We start from the raw sequence: 15657 nt of genomic DNA, 5'->3' as shown, positions 1-15657 counted from the left end.
GTCAGCGGAAGTCCTTTCATAAATATATAGCTGGCGGTGTGACCATATTGGTGTGACCAGAGAAGCTACACAAAAAAAGCCCCACAGTCAGGAGGTGATCTGTAGGGCAAAGGGTTCTATGGGTTTTTAGGAGGTAGAAGATGAAGAAGTATCTTCTGGTTTATATCTTACCTTTTTGGTCAGGTATGTAAAGAGAAAAAATACCCCACTAATTGAAGTCTATATGAGGCAGGTGCGCTACCAGGCAGCGCTACATCCCGAAGTCAGTTTTTTTTGCGATTACGCTTTAATTAAGAGATGAAACTTCTTACTGACCAGATAAATTTAGTTTTAAAGAATGGTTATGATATGTTTTTTTAGTTTGAAAATTTGGATAAGAAGGGTTTGAGTTGATGGAAAAGAAAAGCCTTGTACAGAAAATTACATTGGGAAGCATACTTTTAATTGTCTGTGCGTTTTCAGTCGTGCTGATTGTCAATTATTTGATTGCTTTGGCCCAATCAAATACCGCTCACAAAAAGCAGTTAGAAAGGCATCTAATTCTTCTTAGCCAGAGTATGGAAAGCCCTCTTTGGTCTTTGGATGATAACGCCGTCAATCTGATTGGTGATGCCTATATGACCGGGACTGAGGTCGTGAGTCTGCAAGTTTTCTCAAAGCACAACGAGGAGGCTTTTTTCACTAAAGAAAGAGTTGATAATTCAAAAGTAATTTATGGCCAGAAGGATGTTGTCCACAATGGTCAGGTGATTGGTCATGTCAAAATAGGGCTCAGTGGAGCATCGTATGCAGCCTCTCTTTCACGGCTTCTGGTTTACAGCCTCTTTCTGGCCTTTGTCATCGTTGTGTCTCTTTCCTTTTTGATGAAGAAACTATTCAGAGAGCACCTCGTAAAGCCACTGGAAGGTCTTGGCTTGTGGACGGAGCAAGTCGCTTCGGGAGATTATGCTGGAGCACCTCCTCAGATCGAATTGGAAGAATTGAGTTCTCTGGCAAGTAAATTCTCTGATATGTCGAGTAAAATCCAGAATCGTGAAAAGTCTTTGCAAGCCAGTGAGAGACGGTTTAGAGGGCTTTTTGAGAACACTGAAGTTTCGATCTGGAACGAGGACATCTCAGAGGTGGTAGAGACTTTGGAGGGCTTACGCAAAAAAGGTGTCACAGACTTGCGCCAACACCTTCAAGAAAACCCTGAAGCGGCCTGGGAGATGGCTTACAAGGTCAAAGTCCTGCAGGTGAACGAGGCGACCCTAAAGCTCTTTGGCGCCCAAAGCCACGATGATATGCTCACCAACATTGACAAAACCTTTGGCCCGACCACGATTGAGACCTTAATTGAAGAACTCTGTGCCCTTTGGAACAAAAAAAAGAGCTTTCGTTCTAAAGCAACCTTTCTCACTCTCGATGGCAAAGAGCTCAACACTATTATCTCCTTTTCTATCCCGGAGACCTTGGATGGTTTCAGAAATCTCCCTGTCAGTATCATTGATATAACCGATCTCACCAAAGCCGAAGAGGAGTTGTTCAAATATCGTGATCAGTTGGAACTTCTTGTTGAAGAGCAAACTCAAAAGCTTAAAGATGCACATGATGAACTGCTACAGCGTGAGCGGCTTGCCACACTAGGTAAATTGACCGCCACTGTCAGTCATGAGCTTCGCAATCCGCTTGGAACTATTCAGGCCTCTCTGTTTTCCGTAATTGACAGTCTTGAAAGAAATGATCCGAGCCTGGTGAACCGTTCTATCGCACTGGCTGAGCGTAGCATTGAGAGATGTGTGACGATTATTGAAGAGTTGAATGACTACGCGCGGGTTAAAAGGTTGAATCTTTTGGAGACCTCTCTTGATGACTGGTTGAGGGAAGTGATCGCTGAACAAACCATGCCATTGGGAATCCACTGTGACTTGAATTTTTCCAGCGGTGTAAAGGCATGGTTTGATCAGGAGAAGTTGCGACAGATTGTGATCAACCTGATCGATAATGCTGTTCACGCTCTTCAGGATGGGAGTTTAGAAAAAAAACAGCTAATGATTTCAACTCGATCACTCGATGGGAAGTATGAGATCAAGATCCGCGATAATGGAGTAGGCATGGCGAAAGAAACTCAAAAGAGGGTGTTTGAGCCCCTTTTTTCCACAAAAGGCTTTGGTGTGGGACTTGGAATGGTCGTCGTGAAAAATATCGTTGAACAACATCGTGGTGAGATTAACGTGGAAAGTAAGGAAGGTGGAGGTACCACTATCACTTTGTGCTTGCCGGTCAACTTGACCGTCTGAATGGGAATGAGGGCGTTTCAATGAATTTGCATATTTGGTTTTACGCAGGAAAAGTAATGGTATTTGTGTTGGTTTTACTTCTTGAGGCGTCAGTGGCATCCGTTTTCTCTGCAGAGGTATCGCAGATAACTTTTTTGACGCATAGCGTTGAGGATCAGGGTTATGTGAATGAAGCCGGTGAGTTGCGAGGAAAGGAGCATGCCGGGAGACGCGCTTTTAACATTGAATTGGTCAGGGCGATGATGCAAGGCGTTGGGTATACGAAAATGATAGAAGAGATACCTTTCAAACGCGGTCTTTTAATTCTTCAAACTAATCCCGGGTATGCTCTTTTTAATGTCAACCGAACAGAGAAGCGTGAAAAAGAATTAAAATGGGTCGGGCCATTACAGAGGTCTGTAACCCATTTATACGAGAATATTGATTATCCAACTAAGGTAAAGAACTTGGAAGAGGCGAAAGGCCTGGAGTCGATCTGTGTCCTGCGAGGCAATGTGCATCACCGCTATTTTGAGCGCCAGGGGTTTGAAAATTTATACTTGGCAAACAGTTACGCAAGTTGCGTCAATATGCTTTCTTTAGGCAGAGTAAGCATGACTCCTCTGTCCAACCTGTCTCAATTGGTACTGAATCCTCAACGCTCACAAACTACCAAACTTCGAAAAGCAGCAGTTAAAATTATGGAATCCGAGGGCTATCTTGCTTTTTCAAAAGAGACCCCCGACGAGATGATCAGGATATGGCAAGCGGCTTTTGACCAACTTAAGGCCTCTGGTCGTTACCAGGAATTGTTTGATCTCTACCTCAAGGCAGAATAGCTTTTGTGATGTTTCAGTTGATCACCCGAATGTAAATTGATGGATGCTTGGGGATTTTGGCTTGAGCTGATGTGTAGCGCCAAGCATTTATCTACTACAACTGCGTAAATCATCAAAATATGTCTATAGCGCACGGGTTCCCGAAGCAGAAGCGTTCGCTATGCTCACTGTGCGCTAAAAGCTGGCACCTCCAGGAAGAACCTCATCCTTGTTCACCCTTGAGCCAAGTATCTTTTGTTTTGGTGGTTTCCTTTGGTTGAATTTTGGTGCACAGAATTGGTAATTCTTTGGGTTGCGAACGGGGATGCTCTGTTTTTCTGGAATTCTGGAAAGTCAGCTGGACAGTCCGGCCCAATTCCGGTCCTGAGGTGAAAATTGGGGGGTGGGTGGGGAGGCAGAATTGTGGAAATGAAAAAGCCCCAACCGGGGATGGCTGGGGCGAAATTGAGATTGTTATATGTGGAGATCTATAGCCTCGCGTCTAGTCTATCCTTTCTCAGAGTTCTTCAGGCACTCTTGTTTGCTCTGCATCCTGAACCCAAGCCAGCTCATCGCTACTGAATACTTTATCAATCTCGAGAAGAATCAAGAATTGATCCTCTACTTTACCCATTCCTGATATGTAGCCTGTCTTTAAACGCGTACCAAGCCTAGGGGGAGGTTCGATATGGTCACTGCGAATCTCCAAGACTTCATTGACTGCATCAGCCAGAGCTCCGACGGTTATCGTTTCATTCTCGACCAATATTTCTACAACTATGATGCAAGTGTCTTCTGTTTCTTTACCGGCCTCCAAACCTAGCTTAAGGCGCATATCGACCACGGGGACAACTTGTCCACGCAAATTAATGACGCCAAGGAGGTAGTTAGGTGTTTGAGGGACTTTTGTTATGTTCGTCAGACTGAGAATCTCTTTGGTACGTGAGACCTCAACGCCAAAGTTTTCTTGTGAAAGTCTGAATGTCACATATTGTTGGCTGCTTATTTCGTATTGTTCACTCATAGCAGCCTCCTCAATACTGTTCAAATTCATTATCTGTCTTATCAAATGATGCGCCAGCTTGGTATTGGGCCTCATTGACCTCTTGACTGAAACGACTGTCAGCAATTTGTGCAACGCTTATATTTCGATGTACCTCTTTTCTCCTTTTCGCTCTAGTGAAATCAGTGCCCTTCATTTTGAAAAAGCTCACCATTTCTTCCAGTTGTTCAGATTGCCCTGAGAGCTCCTCTGAAGTTGATGCCATTTCCTCCGAAGCTGAGGCATTCTGTTGGATGACAGCGTCCAGTTGCTGAATGCTCTTTGCTATCTGATCTGCACCGGCATCTTGTTCCCTGCTGGCAGCACTGATTTCCTGGACAAGTTCTGCCGTCTGCTGAATGTTGGGAACGAGTTGGCCTAATATTTCCCCAGCCTTCTGGGCTACAGCGACGCTGCTGGTAGAAAGCTCATTGATCTCTCCGGCAGCAACCTGGCTGCGTTCGGCCAGTTTTCTAACTTCAGCTGCGACAACTGCAAAGCCCTTACCATGTTCTCCGGCACGAGCTGCTTCGATGGCGGCATTGAGTGCGAGCAAGTTTGTTTGGCGAGAAATTTCCTCGATGATCATGATCTTCTCGGCAATCTCTTTCATGGCTCCAACCGTTGCATTGACGGCCTCGCCACCCTCGCTGGCATCCTGTGCTGCACTCAGGGCAATTTTTTCTGTTTCAATAGCGTTGTCAGCATTTTGGCGAATGTTAGCAGTCATTTGCTCAACGCTGCTGGATGCTTCTTCCGCTGCTGCTGCTTGCTCACTTGCTCCTTGGGACATCTCTTCAGAGGAAGCACTCATTGCCTGAGCGCCAGAGGCAACATTCTCTACCGATAGCTTTACGTTGGATATGACATCTTTTAGCTTGCTGACCATGTTGGCTAAGGCTTCAATAAGTTCGTCTTTGTCTGACCTCTGAATCAACTCAATATCAAGATCGCCTTCCGCAACGTTTGCTGCCATATCGGCTACCTTTTGATTTGATACGATCATTTCCTTCATTGCCACAAGCAATTGGCCAGTTTCGTCACGGCTTGTTGAGTCAATACTCATGGTCATGTCACCGACAGCAAGAGATTGAGCTGTTGCAAGGGCGACATTCAAAGGCTTTACGATACTTCTTGTAATGAGCCAAGCAATGATGATCCCTAGAAGGAGCGCAGTGGCTCCAAGAGTTAACTGTAGGAGTTTAACTTGATCAGAGGCCGCCAAAATTGCTTGAGACATCTCCTGGATTTCTTTAACTTGAGTTTGCTGAAACGCTCTCACCAAGTTTGCGAGGGTTATTGAATCCCCGTCAAGCTTTTCCATTACTACGTTGCCAGCGTCAAGCCCTTCTGTGATATATGTGTCAGTCATCAGCTCGCCAGTCTCATATAGTGCATCCATCGCAGCCATGAGTTCGTCCATTTTTGCGAGACTGGCCGAGTCACCTTCTTCCCTAAACATTTCTTTAAATTTTTTGACACCATCTTGGAACTCCAGATAGTGCTCTTTTGCTTCATTAATGACTTCTCGGTCGTGAGTTACAGATGCGTCAGTCATGAATTGCTGAACTTGAACTGTATTTACAACCATGCGATCAGCTAGCAAAGTAAATGGTAGACTCTCGTCAATGACATGGTTAGTGCTTTTCTCAACCGAGTCTAAAGACCAAAATGTAACGACAATAATTACAAGCATCAGGGTGAGTACGATGCTAAAGCCCAGTCCTATCCTCTTACCTACCTTCATGTCTGCTAGCTGCATTGCTACTTCTCCTTGTCTGTTGGAATAATATTTACACGGGGGAGTATAGGGACTTGCTCTTACAAAAACCTCAAAAACTACCCTTTGTTAAGGGCAAATAATTATTTAAGAGAAGTTTGTTGACTTAGCTTGTTCCAAGAGATGAAGCACCCCTCCGAAAAGCCCCAGAGGTGACCCGGAGGCAAAACCCCGCCCCGGAACACACAAACGCTACATTCCTGATACTTAAATTGTCACTTAGAGATGTAATTCGGTCCTGAGGTGAAAATTTGGGGGTGGGGAGGGAGAGCTAGCTGAGGGACAAAAAAGGGGGAGCCTGGGCTCCCCCTCTAAATGGATCTACTTTTCTAGTTTACTTGCAAGCTTTATTTCTACTGCAGTCAGAGTCAGCGCAATCGGTTTGACCATCACCATCATTGTCAATTGTATCACTACAAGTGCCACCTTTGCCTTCTGTGCCACCTGTGTCACCTGTATCTCCTCCGCAATCCGGGTCATCAGAGTCGATTACGCCATCGCAATCGTTGTCGATACTGTCTTTACATTTTTTGCCTTTTTCTTGAGATGCTTCGGGAATACAGGTTGGTGCACAATCAATATCACCGTTGCAGTCTGCGTCAGAACAATCAACTAAACCATCACAGTCATTATCAATCGTATCAGAGCAGTTCTCAACCGCGCCTGGGCTTACAGCTAGGTCATTATCGTTGCAATCAGCTGCACCGCAACCGCCGCCTTCTACTGAATAACCATCAGTGTCATTGTCCGTACAGGTGAGGCATGCAGGATCACTAGCGCAACTACTGTCAAGACAATCGACTGTTCCGTCACAGTCATTATCTTTCCCGTCGTTACAAACACCATAGGCTGAGCTCTCAAAAACGGGGATGCTTGGATCATTGTCATTACAGTCAACTTGACCACAAATACCACCCTCTATTGCATAGCCATCACCATCATTATCCGTACACATTGTGCTGCCAGGGCTATCGTCGGCGAATCCTGGCCATGTTGCTGCGTTCAGTTCCTCAATATTTGTATACCCGTCACCGTCAGAGTCGAATGGTTCAATTGCGATAGCGGCTGCGGTCTCATCCCATGTGTTATTGGCTATAAAATATGCTTCGATATCAAGGCCATAAGCATTCCTGGGGCCTGCACTGTCTTCAACATGGCACCAAAGACATCTTTGAACATCAAATTTGGTGCCATAAAGCGCAGGATACATACCACTACCCATAAGTTTATTGTACATTGCCTGACGGGCTTCTGCCAAACCTGAGAGCATAAGTGGTGCGACAATCAAGCCAATTAAAAGAACAACAATACCTTTCCTCTTCATCTCCCAACCTCCTTAAAATTGTTTTGCCCTTGAATGGGCTAAATCGAGTGACTTGAAAGGTCACTCATGTAAATTACCCGTTACATAACAATTTAATCCCACAAAACATTAGACTTTAAGGCACATTATGTGCCAAGGCTAGCTAGCCGAAAAAGCGGCTAATTTTAGTTAGTTTATGATAATTAATACCAGCACATGGGTTTGGTAGAGTTTCAACATAGCGATAACACAGTAACTTTGTCAGCTATATAACACTTGGTAGAATGATAATGTTCAATTTCGTTTGGATTGGGCCAGTCTAAATCTCTAATAATAAAAGCTCACAAAAACGCCTCAAAAAGCCCCGGATCTGACCCGGAGTCAAAACCCCGCCCCGGAACACCAAAGACATCACTCCCTGACACACTCACTACTACATAGAAGAGGATTTCGGACCGGACATGGACCGGAGGACAAAAAGAAAGAGCGACCCCGGGGAGGTCGCTCCTTATATAGACTGGTCGGGATGACAAGATTTGAACTTGCGACCCCCTGCTCCCGAATCCTTTGGGAAAATTTTTAGTGCAGTTTTGGGGCGCGCAAGGGCAAGACTTCTTTGAAGTATCTTCCGGGAGTGCTTCCAAGTGCTTTTTTGAACATGGCAATAAATGCACTGGGACTATCATACCCAAGGTCGATAGCTACTGTTGTAACAGCTTCCTTTCTCCCTAATCTCCTCAGTGCCTCAAGTAGTCTGATTTGTTGTCTCCACTGTCCAAATGTGAGGTTTGTCTCTGCTTGTATATGACGGGCTAGGGTACGACTCGTCATGCCTACCAGGCTCGCCCATTCTGAAAGTGTTCGTTGATCAGATGGATCCTTTATTAAACTTGTCAGAATCCTTTGCAACCTCTCGCTCTCAGGAGTCGCAAGTTCAAGGGGTGCAACAGTAAGCCTTTCAATGCAATCAATGATGACGCGCTCGATTCTCCCGTCAGCACCAGCCGTGTCATACAGCCTTGGCATTTCGACAGCGTAAAGAATGAGTTCTCGCAACAGTGGTGAAACCGAAACGACACAACAATTATCTAATGGTTGAGTCAAGGCGTCTGGTCTCACGTAGAGGGTGCGCATCAATACCTTGCCTGAGCAAGTAATCTTGTGGTCTGCAAGGGCCGGAATCCATACTGCGCGTAATGGCGGTACGACCCAGAGGCCGTGAGACGTCTCAACAGTCATAACACCCATTGAAGCATAAAGTAACTGCGCTCGGTCATGTTGATGCATGCTGATGACATGTCCATTGGGATAGTCCTCAGACCATGCAACGATTGAACGTGGTGTTTTCTGCAGCTCTTCAATTTGCTGCCTGTTGGCTGATCTTGTCCTTTTCGCGTTATTTATTGTCGACATATCGCAAGAAAGATATCAGTGGATGGGGGTATAGTCAATTCATGACAAAGTCACTAGTAGGATAGACAGCAAGGCAAAATCATGAACAAACGCTCCATTTACCTACTTTCGGCAGGACACCTTGTCACGGATCTTAACCAGGGGGCCCTTCCTGCGATGCTCCCTTTCCTGGTGGACAGTCATGGTTTTTCCTACGCAGCTGCCGCAGGTATTGTCTTCGCGGCAAATATCACCTCTACGATCATTCAGCCTATTTTTGGACATGCTGCTGACCGCTCTTCGAAAGCATGGTTGATGCCTTTAGCATTACTATTGGCAGGGTCTGGAATTGCTTTGATCGGCTTAGTGGGAAACTACTATTTGATCCTGCTCCTTGCAGGAATCAGTGGTGTTGGTATTGCCGCATACCATCCAGAGGCAGCACGCCGAGTCAACTTGTCCGGTGGAGAACAGAAAGCTGCCGCTATGAGCATTTTTGGAATTGGTGGCACGCTCGGTTTTGCTGCAGGACCACTTTATATAACATCTGCTCTTCTCTGGTTTGATCTGAGAGGTAGTCTTGGCCTTCTGATTCCTGTTTGTTTAGTGGCAATTCTTATCGCAAAGTTTCTGCCGAAAGTTTCTAATGCAGTCGGGGTGACAGCAGGGAAAGAAGTGGAAGAACAAAAAGATGAGTGGAGGCCATTTGCCTTTCTCTCTTTATGTGTGACTGTCCGCTCGGTCATGTTTTTTGGGTTGTTGACGTTTATCCCCTTGTATTGGGTGAATGTGTTGGGTCAGTCGAAGGCCGCAGGTGGGATTGCTCTTTCTACGATGACTATAGCTGGTGTTTTAGGCAATCTGATAGGTGGCCGTCTCGCCGACCGAATTGGCAATAGTCGCGTTTTGCTTATGGGGTTTGTCTTCCTTGTGCCACTTGCACCTGTTTTGCTTCAGACTGAAAATCCTGCAGTCGCTCTTATGGTGTTGATTCCCATCGGGTTTGCGATGATGGCTACCTATGCTCCTGCCGTTGTACTTGGTCAGAAGTATTTGCCGAACCATATCGGTTTTGCTTCTGGGGTGACATTGGGGATAGCTGTGGCTGCGGGTGGGATTGCTGCACCGCTACTTGGTTGGGTCGCTGATATTTACGGACTTGTGACAGTCTTCTGGGGAATTTCCTTGCTTCCAGTGATCAACGTTCTTGTTACGTTCTTTCTTCCAGAACCTAGCAAAGCACAACGATAGAGGAAGTGTACCGGACAGCGCCCCGGAGCAAAATCGTGGACCGGAGAAGGGAGACTTGGCCCCTATGCGTTTCAAATGGACCGGAAAATTTGACGTGTGGACCAGAATAGGCCCGGAGGACAAAAAGAAAGAGCGAACCCGGGAAGGTCGCTCCTTGTAAACACTGGTCGGGATGACAAGATTTGAACTTGCGACCCCCTGCTCCCGAAGCAGAAGCGTTCGCTTCGCTCTATGTGCGCTTACTTACCAGAGAGAACTTCATCCAGGGACGTTTCTTAGAGGACGTGCAGCAAGCGACCTTGTCGGGGGATTCACTGAATTACTGATAATTTTGATTTATAAGAACCCATGATTAGGTTGAGTGGATTATTCGATCAGGGTCAGATTTATATCCCTTTCGTTGAAAATCACTTGTTAGTTGTTACCCGACTTAAGCCAATCAAGTGCAATATCTTTATCATGATAGGGGAAGTGCTTAACTTCGGCCTGAACAAAATGGCCAGCAACTCGTGGCAAGATAGACAAAAAGCCGCTATCTGTCACGGCTGCAACTTTTTTAATATTATGATGATGCTCTTTGATGAACTTTATATGGGATAGTAAGGCCGCGAAGTTTTCCCACCCAGGGAAAGATTCACTATAGATCATCAGGCCCTTAAGTGTGCCCATTGCTTCGATGTACGGATCTATTTCTTTGGAAAGTGTCTCAAAGTCAGCCTTTTCCAAGGATCCTTCAGGTGTAATGACAAGGATTTTTTCGTCGAGCATTACTTCGTTTATTAGCATTTAGATTTCCCCTTTGGAAACTTTATAGTGTCGAAAAGACAACCTTTTACATTTCAATATTAGCAGTACCGTTAAGGATAACAAGAGCAAGATTGTTCCAGTTCCTTCAAGACCACAAGCCCTACAATGTAAGAAAAGGCCACCAAGGATCGAACCCTGGTGGCCATAGTTTTATCTTCCTAAATGTCTCGATCAACAAGAAGCCAGTTTTCACCTCATATGTGGTGACTTTTGAGAAACATCATGTGAGGATATTCAAACCGCGAATCAACGCCTCTATTTTTTGAACATAAACAATAGAAGCTTTATGCCTGCGAAAAGCATAGAGCTATACAAAACAGTCAGAACTAAAAACTCGATTTTTTCATTCATTTTCTAGTCCCCCTCTGACTAGAGAACAAGGGCCTCTCAAGTTACCAAAAAAGAACCCCACAGCTCAGGAGGTTGGGAGCGGTGGGGCAATAATTTTTTGGAGGTTCTGAAGAAGGTTGTCTCAGACCCGCCTGCCACAGCAAGTCTTCGATGGTTGTTAATTTATCTATTCTTTCAAGAGAAATATACGTGTGATCTCGTAAAATGTTCATCGAAGTATAACGAACATGAACTGTGCAAATACGCACCACAAAAGCTAAAGGCCACCTGAAGACGATCCAAGTGGCCATTGTTTTACGGATTAAAGAGCTTTCTACATAACGCTATCAATAACAAGTCGGTTTTCTTCTCGGGTGTCGTGCAACCCAAGAATGGTTAGCCCATCTCGCCAGCCGTCAACAACAATCATTCAGCCTGTTTCAAGCTCTCTAGCCCACCAAAATTGACTTAATTCAAACAAGTTCATAACAAGTTTTAAACATTACATAGGCATCATAAGACAAAACTTCCCCATACAAGGAGAATATGATGTCTTACATAATAATGTTTTTACTGCTGACAATCTTCGCATCCTTTGGTTTCTTTAACTACCTCAGCGCCCTCCGAGCAGCTCAAAAGCTTATTGAGCAGTGTGACAATTAATAGCGATATTTCAGTCGAGAACAATCACAACGCTGGAACTTCCTTTCGCATCCGTTTACCGATCCTTTCAGAAGACCTGACAAATAGGAAAGGCCACCTGGAGATGATCCAAGTGGCCTTCAATTTGCGGATTAAAGAGTCTCTCAAATATCCCTATCAATAACACGCCCGTTTTTGTCTCGACAGTGGTGACTTTTAGGACATTGTTTAGTCGTAAGGCACTTGAGATCAGAGGGTTAAGCAGCAATAAAATGTTTGGCTTTATCGACCAAAGAGTTCTCCGTAAAGGGCTTCGGCAGGTAGCCATCTGCATTGGCTTCATCAGCCAGACCTTTAAGTTCTTGCTCACCTTTAGATGAGATCAACACGATAGGGATTTGTTGGCTTTTCTCACGTTGTTTAAGGAGTTGTGTTTTCTTGACTCCCGACATAAATGGCATCATAACATCCATCAGAATGAGATCGGGTGGGGTCCTGCTATAAATTATATGGTTTGAATAGATGCCACATTCGGCAGTTGAAACCTTATAACCAGCTTCACTTAAAAAATCTTCAGCCATAGAAAGAACAAGACGATCATCATCAATAATCAAAATATGCTTATGCATAAAACTCTCCCAGTAAAACAACGTTCCATTGAAGCTAGTGGGTGGATGCAAATACGTCAATACAAATTATATTAAATTCAAAACATTAATATGTTTATTAGTTAGTTACGGTACAAGATATTCCTGCCACTGCTTCTGTTTTCACAGAGGGAAATTGTGTTCTCCAGATACACAAACGGCCACCAAGGATCGAACCCTGGTGACCATGACTGTGCCAAGGTCTTTCCTTATCTGTGACATACAGACACTACTGACACACAACGAATTTCAAGGTCAGCTTTACATTATATAAATAGGAAACCAGTTAACGCATCGGTAAGACGACCTTTTTCAAAGTTCAACTCTCACTCATCTGCGCACCTTTTTCCACTGGCACGAGCATTGCTTTATCTATTCTGCCTGTAACTCGAGCTATAGAGCTTCCGACTAATTGAAGAGTGAGTATCAATGAAACAAAATATCCTGGTCGCTGATGACGAAGAATGTATTCGATTCACCTTCTCTGAGTTCTTACAAGGAGAGGGGTATCACGTTGAAACAGCAGACTCATTAACCTCTTGTATCAAGCAAATGCATCAAGAGTCTTTTGATTTACTTTTCCTAGACATAGGCTTTGGCACTGAGAACGGTATTGAAGCAATTCGGAGTCTCAAAGTTCTTCAGCCAGATTGCAGAATTGTAATCATCACAGGCAGTCCTCGCCTAAAGTCCCTGGTTGAGGCGAAAAGACATGGTGCCATTGACTACCTTGTTAAACCCGTCCACCAAGCAAGCCTGATATACAATACGAAGAAGGTTTTGGCCTGCTAAGTAACAATTTGAGTGCTCAAGGAATGTTGCATTGATGTGCACCGAGGCAGGGTTTCTTCTCTGGGGCGTGTCTACACTATCAATCTCAAAAACGGAGAAACTTGTTTTTGGCTTTTAGTGACCAGGGAGTGGATATACTCCGAGCGAGTTAACTATAGATAATTAAATGCTTTTTAGTTCACAAAGGCGCTTGAATAGCTTAAATTTCCAAAAGCTTAATTTTATTTTAAGAGGTGTTATGTCCTGCGAACATTCTAAAGACTGTAGCTATTACAAAACGTATCGATACAAGTCGAGCGATAGACAATCTCGTTTGCTGGTGGAAAGTTATTGTGAAGGGACTTTGCACACACTTTGTCGGCGCTTACAATGCAGTATTGATTATTGTAGAGAGGCACCTGAGGACCTTGCTCCCAATGGCTATCGTGTCGGGACGCACAAGAAAATGAATACCGACAAGACCCGAAAGTTTGAACGGTATAAAATCAAAAATGGTGCATGCATGCTTCAAGTGCTTGGCACAAAAAAGACTTTTAGTGCGTGGATTATTGATATAAGCGAAGGTGGGGTTCGGCTCGAACTGAACATTCATCCCAAAGAACTCGATCTCTGTTCGGAGAAGAGTTTACTCAAAGTCCTCGGTTGCTCTGTAGATGCTATGCCATTTCCCCTCACCAGGGAAGTCGTCAAACCGGTTTGGCAAAACGATCAGGTTATGGGTTGTTCTTTCGTGTCTACTCCGGCTTAGTCTAAGTCTTTAAGCTCTACCTCCAAGCCCCAGCCACCCCCGGTTGGGGCTTTACTATTTATCTCGCATCGTTTTGAAGTATTCAGACGGATTGTTTGCGAAATTCTTGCTTACCCTGATAAATAAAAATGGCCGCTCGGAAATGATCCATGCGGCCATAAATTTGTGTGTTAAAGAGCTTACTGAATAGCCCTATCAAAAGCTAGCTTTCATCCCAACGGTCGTAACAAATAAGGGAGCCCCTGCCACCCTATGTGACAGGGGCTTTTCTCAATATGCAAAAGCATGAAGAGAAATTGTGGTAAATTTTTATAACATTGTTTTATAGATATTTCACTACATAATTCAAACTTTGATCACTATTGAATCTGATTTTCTTAAAGTAAGAAGATGTCTCTTAAAAGTCCCCTCGCATTGTTTTGATGATAAGAAGTGGCGTTTTTGAGGTGTTTACTAGAAACCCTGCATTGTAATAAAAAAAAGCCCCACAATCCAGGAGGGGGAGAGTGGGGCAACGGGTTCTATGGGTTTTGCTTTTAGGAGGTTACAATGAAGAACTATGCTCTGATGGTTGATATCTTACCTTTTTGGTCAGGTATGTCAAGAGAAAAAACACCCCCTTAATTGAAGTCTATATGAGGCAGGTGCGCTACCAGGCTGCGCTATCGCTATAAGTCAATGATAACGGTGGTTTGATGTGCTTTTGTGTTGTATAGCTCATCGTCATAGCGCACAGGTTCCCGAAGCAGAATTGATCGCTTCGCTCTCTGTGCGTCCAGGCTGCGCTACATCCCGAAGTCGTCTCTTGAGGATGTGCAGAGGGGCCCTTAATCGTAAGGCATTAGGCCTACTTCAAATCCTTTTTCTTTTGTAAAAACTCTTCCTGGTCAATTTCACCAGAGGCATAACGATTCTCAAGTATCGATAATGCAGAAGACCAGTTTCCTGTCGTAGTAGCATTGTTCTGCTTGTTTGCGAACAAGGTACGAAAAAGCATGAATAGTAGCATTAAGCCTGCCACCCAAAAGATGAGATAAAAAAATCCACCGAAATGAAAGCCGAAGAGTCCTTCAGGTCCACAGAACCAGTTGCCCATTGAATGTGAATGCATTTTGTCTCCTCAGTGTTGATGGTCTGAGCAGCTATGGTCGTGTCCATGCCAGGAATGACAAATGCCACAACCGCTTATGGATAAAGCAGATACTATGAGCAACGATAGAATGATTAGCTTTACACAAGTTTTCATGGAACCCTCCTAAGTTTGTAGGGTTGGACGGACAATGATTAGAAAGGTTTACAAGATAGAAAATATTATTGCAACTCTAGACCAGGAAGAAGGTTTTTGATCCTCCTTGCTGAGGCAGGTGCGCTACCAGGCTGCGCTATATCTATAAGTCAATGATAACGGTAGTTTGATGTGTTTTTGTGTTGTATAGCGCATCTTCATAGCGCACAGGTTCCCGAAGCAGAAGCGGTCGCTCGGCTACGCGCTTCGCTCTATGTGCGCACGTACCAGAGAGAACTTCATCCAGGGACGTTTCTTAGAGGACGTCAGCGGAAGTTGTTTGTGAAACTATGGCAATAGAACCTTTGGCCTGGCCCCTGAGAAGTGATGGCAGCATGGCGAAGAGGAGTACTATAAGTCCTTAGATGATGTAAGAAAGAGTTGCAACAGCATTAATAGGAATACTCTCCGGCAGGAATCCCAGGTTACTGCAAATCGTGACTTGTGGGAAATTACAATCACAATCATTTTAATCGGGTGCAGTCAACATGGCGTTGGTGAATCTATTTCCATTGATAAGCTTGACTGTTCAAATCTCATCAGTGAACAGTAGTGTTCTGCC

At 44.5% G+C, this 15657-nt stretch carries 12 protein-coding genes; 5 read left to right on the top strand and 7 right to left on the bottom strand.

The window, feature by feature from the left end; all coding sequences use genetic code 11:
• Nucleotides 1-557 precede the first annotated feature (557 nt).
• Nucleotides 558-2279, top strand: coding sequence for a PAS domain-containing sensor histidine kinase (locus P9J64_17355; GenBank protein ID MDG5470086.1), 1722 nt, complete (start codon nucleotides 558-560; stop codon nucleotides 2277-2279).
• 20 nt (nucleotides 2280-2299) lie between these two features.
• Complete coding sequence (locus tag P9J64_17350; GenBank protein ID MDG5470085.1) at nucleotides 2300-3097, top strand: ABC transporter substrate-binding protein; 798 nt, start codon at nucleotides 2300-2302, stop codon at nucleotides 3095-3097.
• Between the two features lie 496 nt (nucleotides 3098-3593).
• Here P9J64_17350 and P9J64_17345 read toward each other — a convergent pair whose 3' ends face one another.
• The 4 genes from P9J64_17345 to P9J64_17330 form a co-directional block, all read right to left on the bottom strand.
• Entirely contained in the window at nucleotides 3594-4100 is a 507-nt protein-coding gene (locus P9J64_17345) for a chemotaxis protein CheW (protein MDG5470084.1), read from the bottom strand.
• Between the two features lie 10 nt (nucleotides 4101-4110).
• Nucleotides 4111-5865 (bottom strand): methyl-accepting chemotaxis protein, encoded by a 1755-nt coding sequence (locus tag P9J64_17340; GenBank protein ID MDG5470083.1) that lies wholly within the window; start codon nucleotides 5863-5865, stop codon nucleotides 4111-4113.
• A gap of 367 nt (nucleotides 5866-6232) precedes the next feature.
• Nucleotides 6233-7222: a MopE-related protein gene (locus tag P9J64_17335; protein ID MDG5470082.1), complete on the bottom strand. Its 990-nt coding sequence runs from the start codon at nucleotides 7220-7222 to the stop codon at nucleotides 6233-6235.
• Between the two features lie 558 nt (nucleotides 7223-7780).
• Entirely contained in the window at nucleotides 7781-8614 is an 834-nt protein-coding gene (locus P9J64_17330) for a helix-turn-helix transcriptional regulator (protein MDG5470081.1), read from the bottom strand.
• Nucleotides 8615-8695: 81 nt separating this feature from the next.
• Here P9J64_17330 and P9J64_17325 point away from each other — a divergent pair, with 81 nt between their 5' ends.
• Complete coding sequence (locus P9J64_17325; GenBank protein ID MDG5470080.1) at nucleotides 8696-9844, top strand: MFS transporter; 1149 nt, start codon at nucleotides 8696-8698, stop codon at nucleotides 9842-9844.
• Between the two features lie 414 nt (nucleotides 9845-10258).
• Here P9J64_17325 and P9J64_17320 read toward each other — a convergent pair whose 3' ends face one another.
• Together P9J64_17320 and P9J64_17315 are read right to left on the bottom strand one after the other, a co-directional pair.
• The gene (locus tag P9J64_17320; protein MDG5470079.1) at nucleotides 10259-10630 is read right to left on the bottom strand and encodes an STAS/SEC14 domain-containing protein; all 372 of its coding nucleotides are present in this window, start codon (nucleotides 10628-10630) and stop codon (nucleotides 10259-10261) included.
• Between the two features lie 1250 nt (nucleotides 10631-11880).
• Entirely contained in the window at nucleotides 11881-12252 is a 372-nt protein-coding gene (locus tag P9J64_17315; protein MDG5470078.1) for a response regulator, read from the bottom strand.
• A 447-nt stretch (nucleotides 12253-12699) separates the two neighbouring features.
• Here P9J64_17315 and P9J64_17310 point away from each other — a divergent pair, with 447 nt between their 5' ends.
• Together P9J64_17310 and P9J64_17305 are read left to right on the top strand one after the other, a co-directional pair.
• A complete protein-coding gene (locus tag P9J64_17310) occupies nucleotides 12700-13062 on the top strand; it encodes a response regulator (GenBank protein ID MDG5470077.1) in 363 nt (120 codons plus the stop codon).
• Nucleotides 13063-13507: 445 nt separating this feature from the next.
• Complete coding sequence (locus P9J64_17305; GenBank protein ID MDG5470076.1) at nucleotides 13508-13810, top strand: PilZ domain-containing protein; 303 nt, start codon at nucleotides 13508-13510, stop codon at nucleotides 13808-13810.
• An 847-nt stretch (nucleotides 13811-14657) separates the two neighbouring features.
• Here the strand turns inward: P9J64_17305 and P9J64_17300 are convergent.
• Nucleotides 14658-14921 carry an SHOCT domain-containing protein gene (locus P9J64_17300; GenBank protein MDG5470075.1) on the bottom strand — a complete coding sequence of 88 codons (264 nt, stop codon included), beginning with the start codon at nucleotides 14919-14921 and terminating at the stop codon, nucleotides 14658-14660.
• Nucleotides 14922-15657: the final 736 nt, after the last annotated feature.

This window comes from Deltaproteobacteria bacterium IMCC39524, assembly GCA_029667085.1.
Lineage (GTDB): Bacteria > Desulfobacterota > Desulfuromonadia > Desulfuromonadales > BM103 > M0040.
Note: the sequence above shows the minus strand (reverse complement) of the source record. Positions and strands in the feature narration are given on the sequence as shown.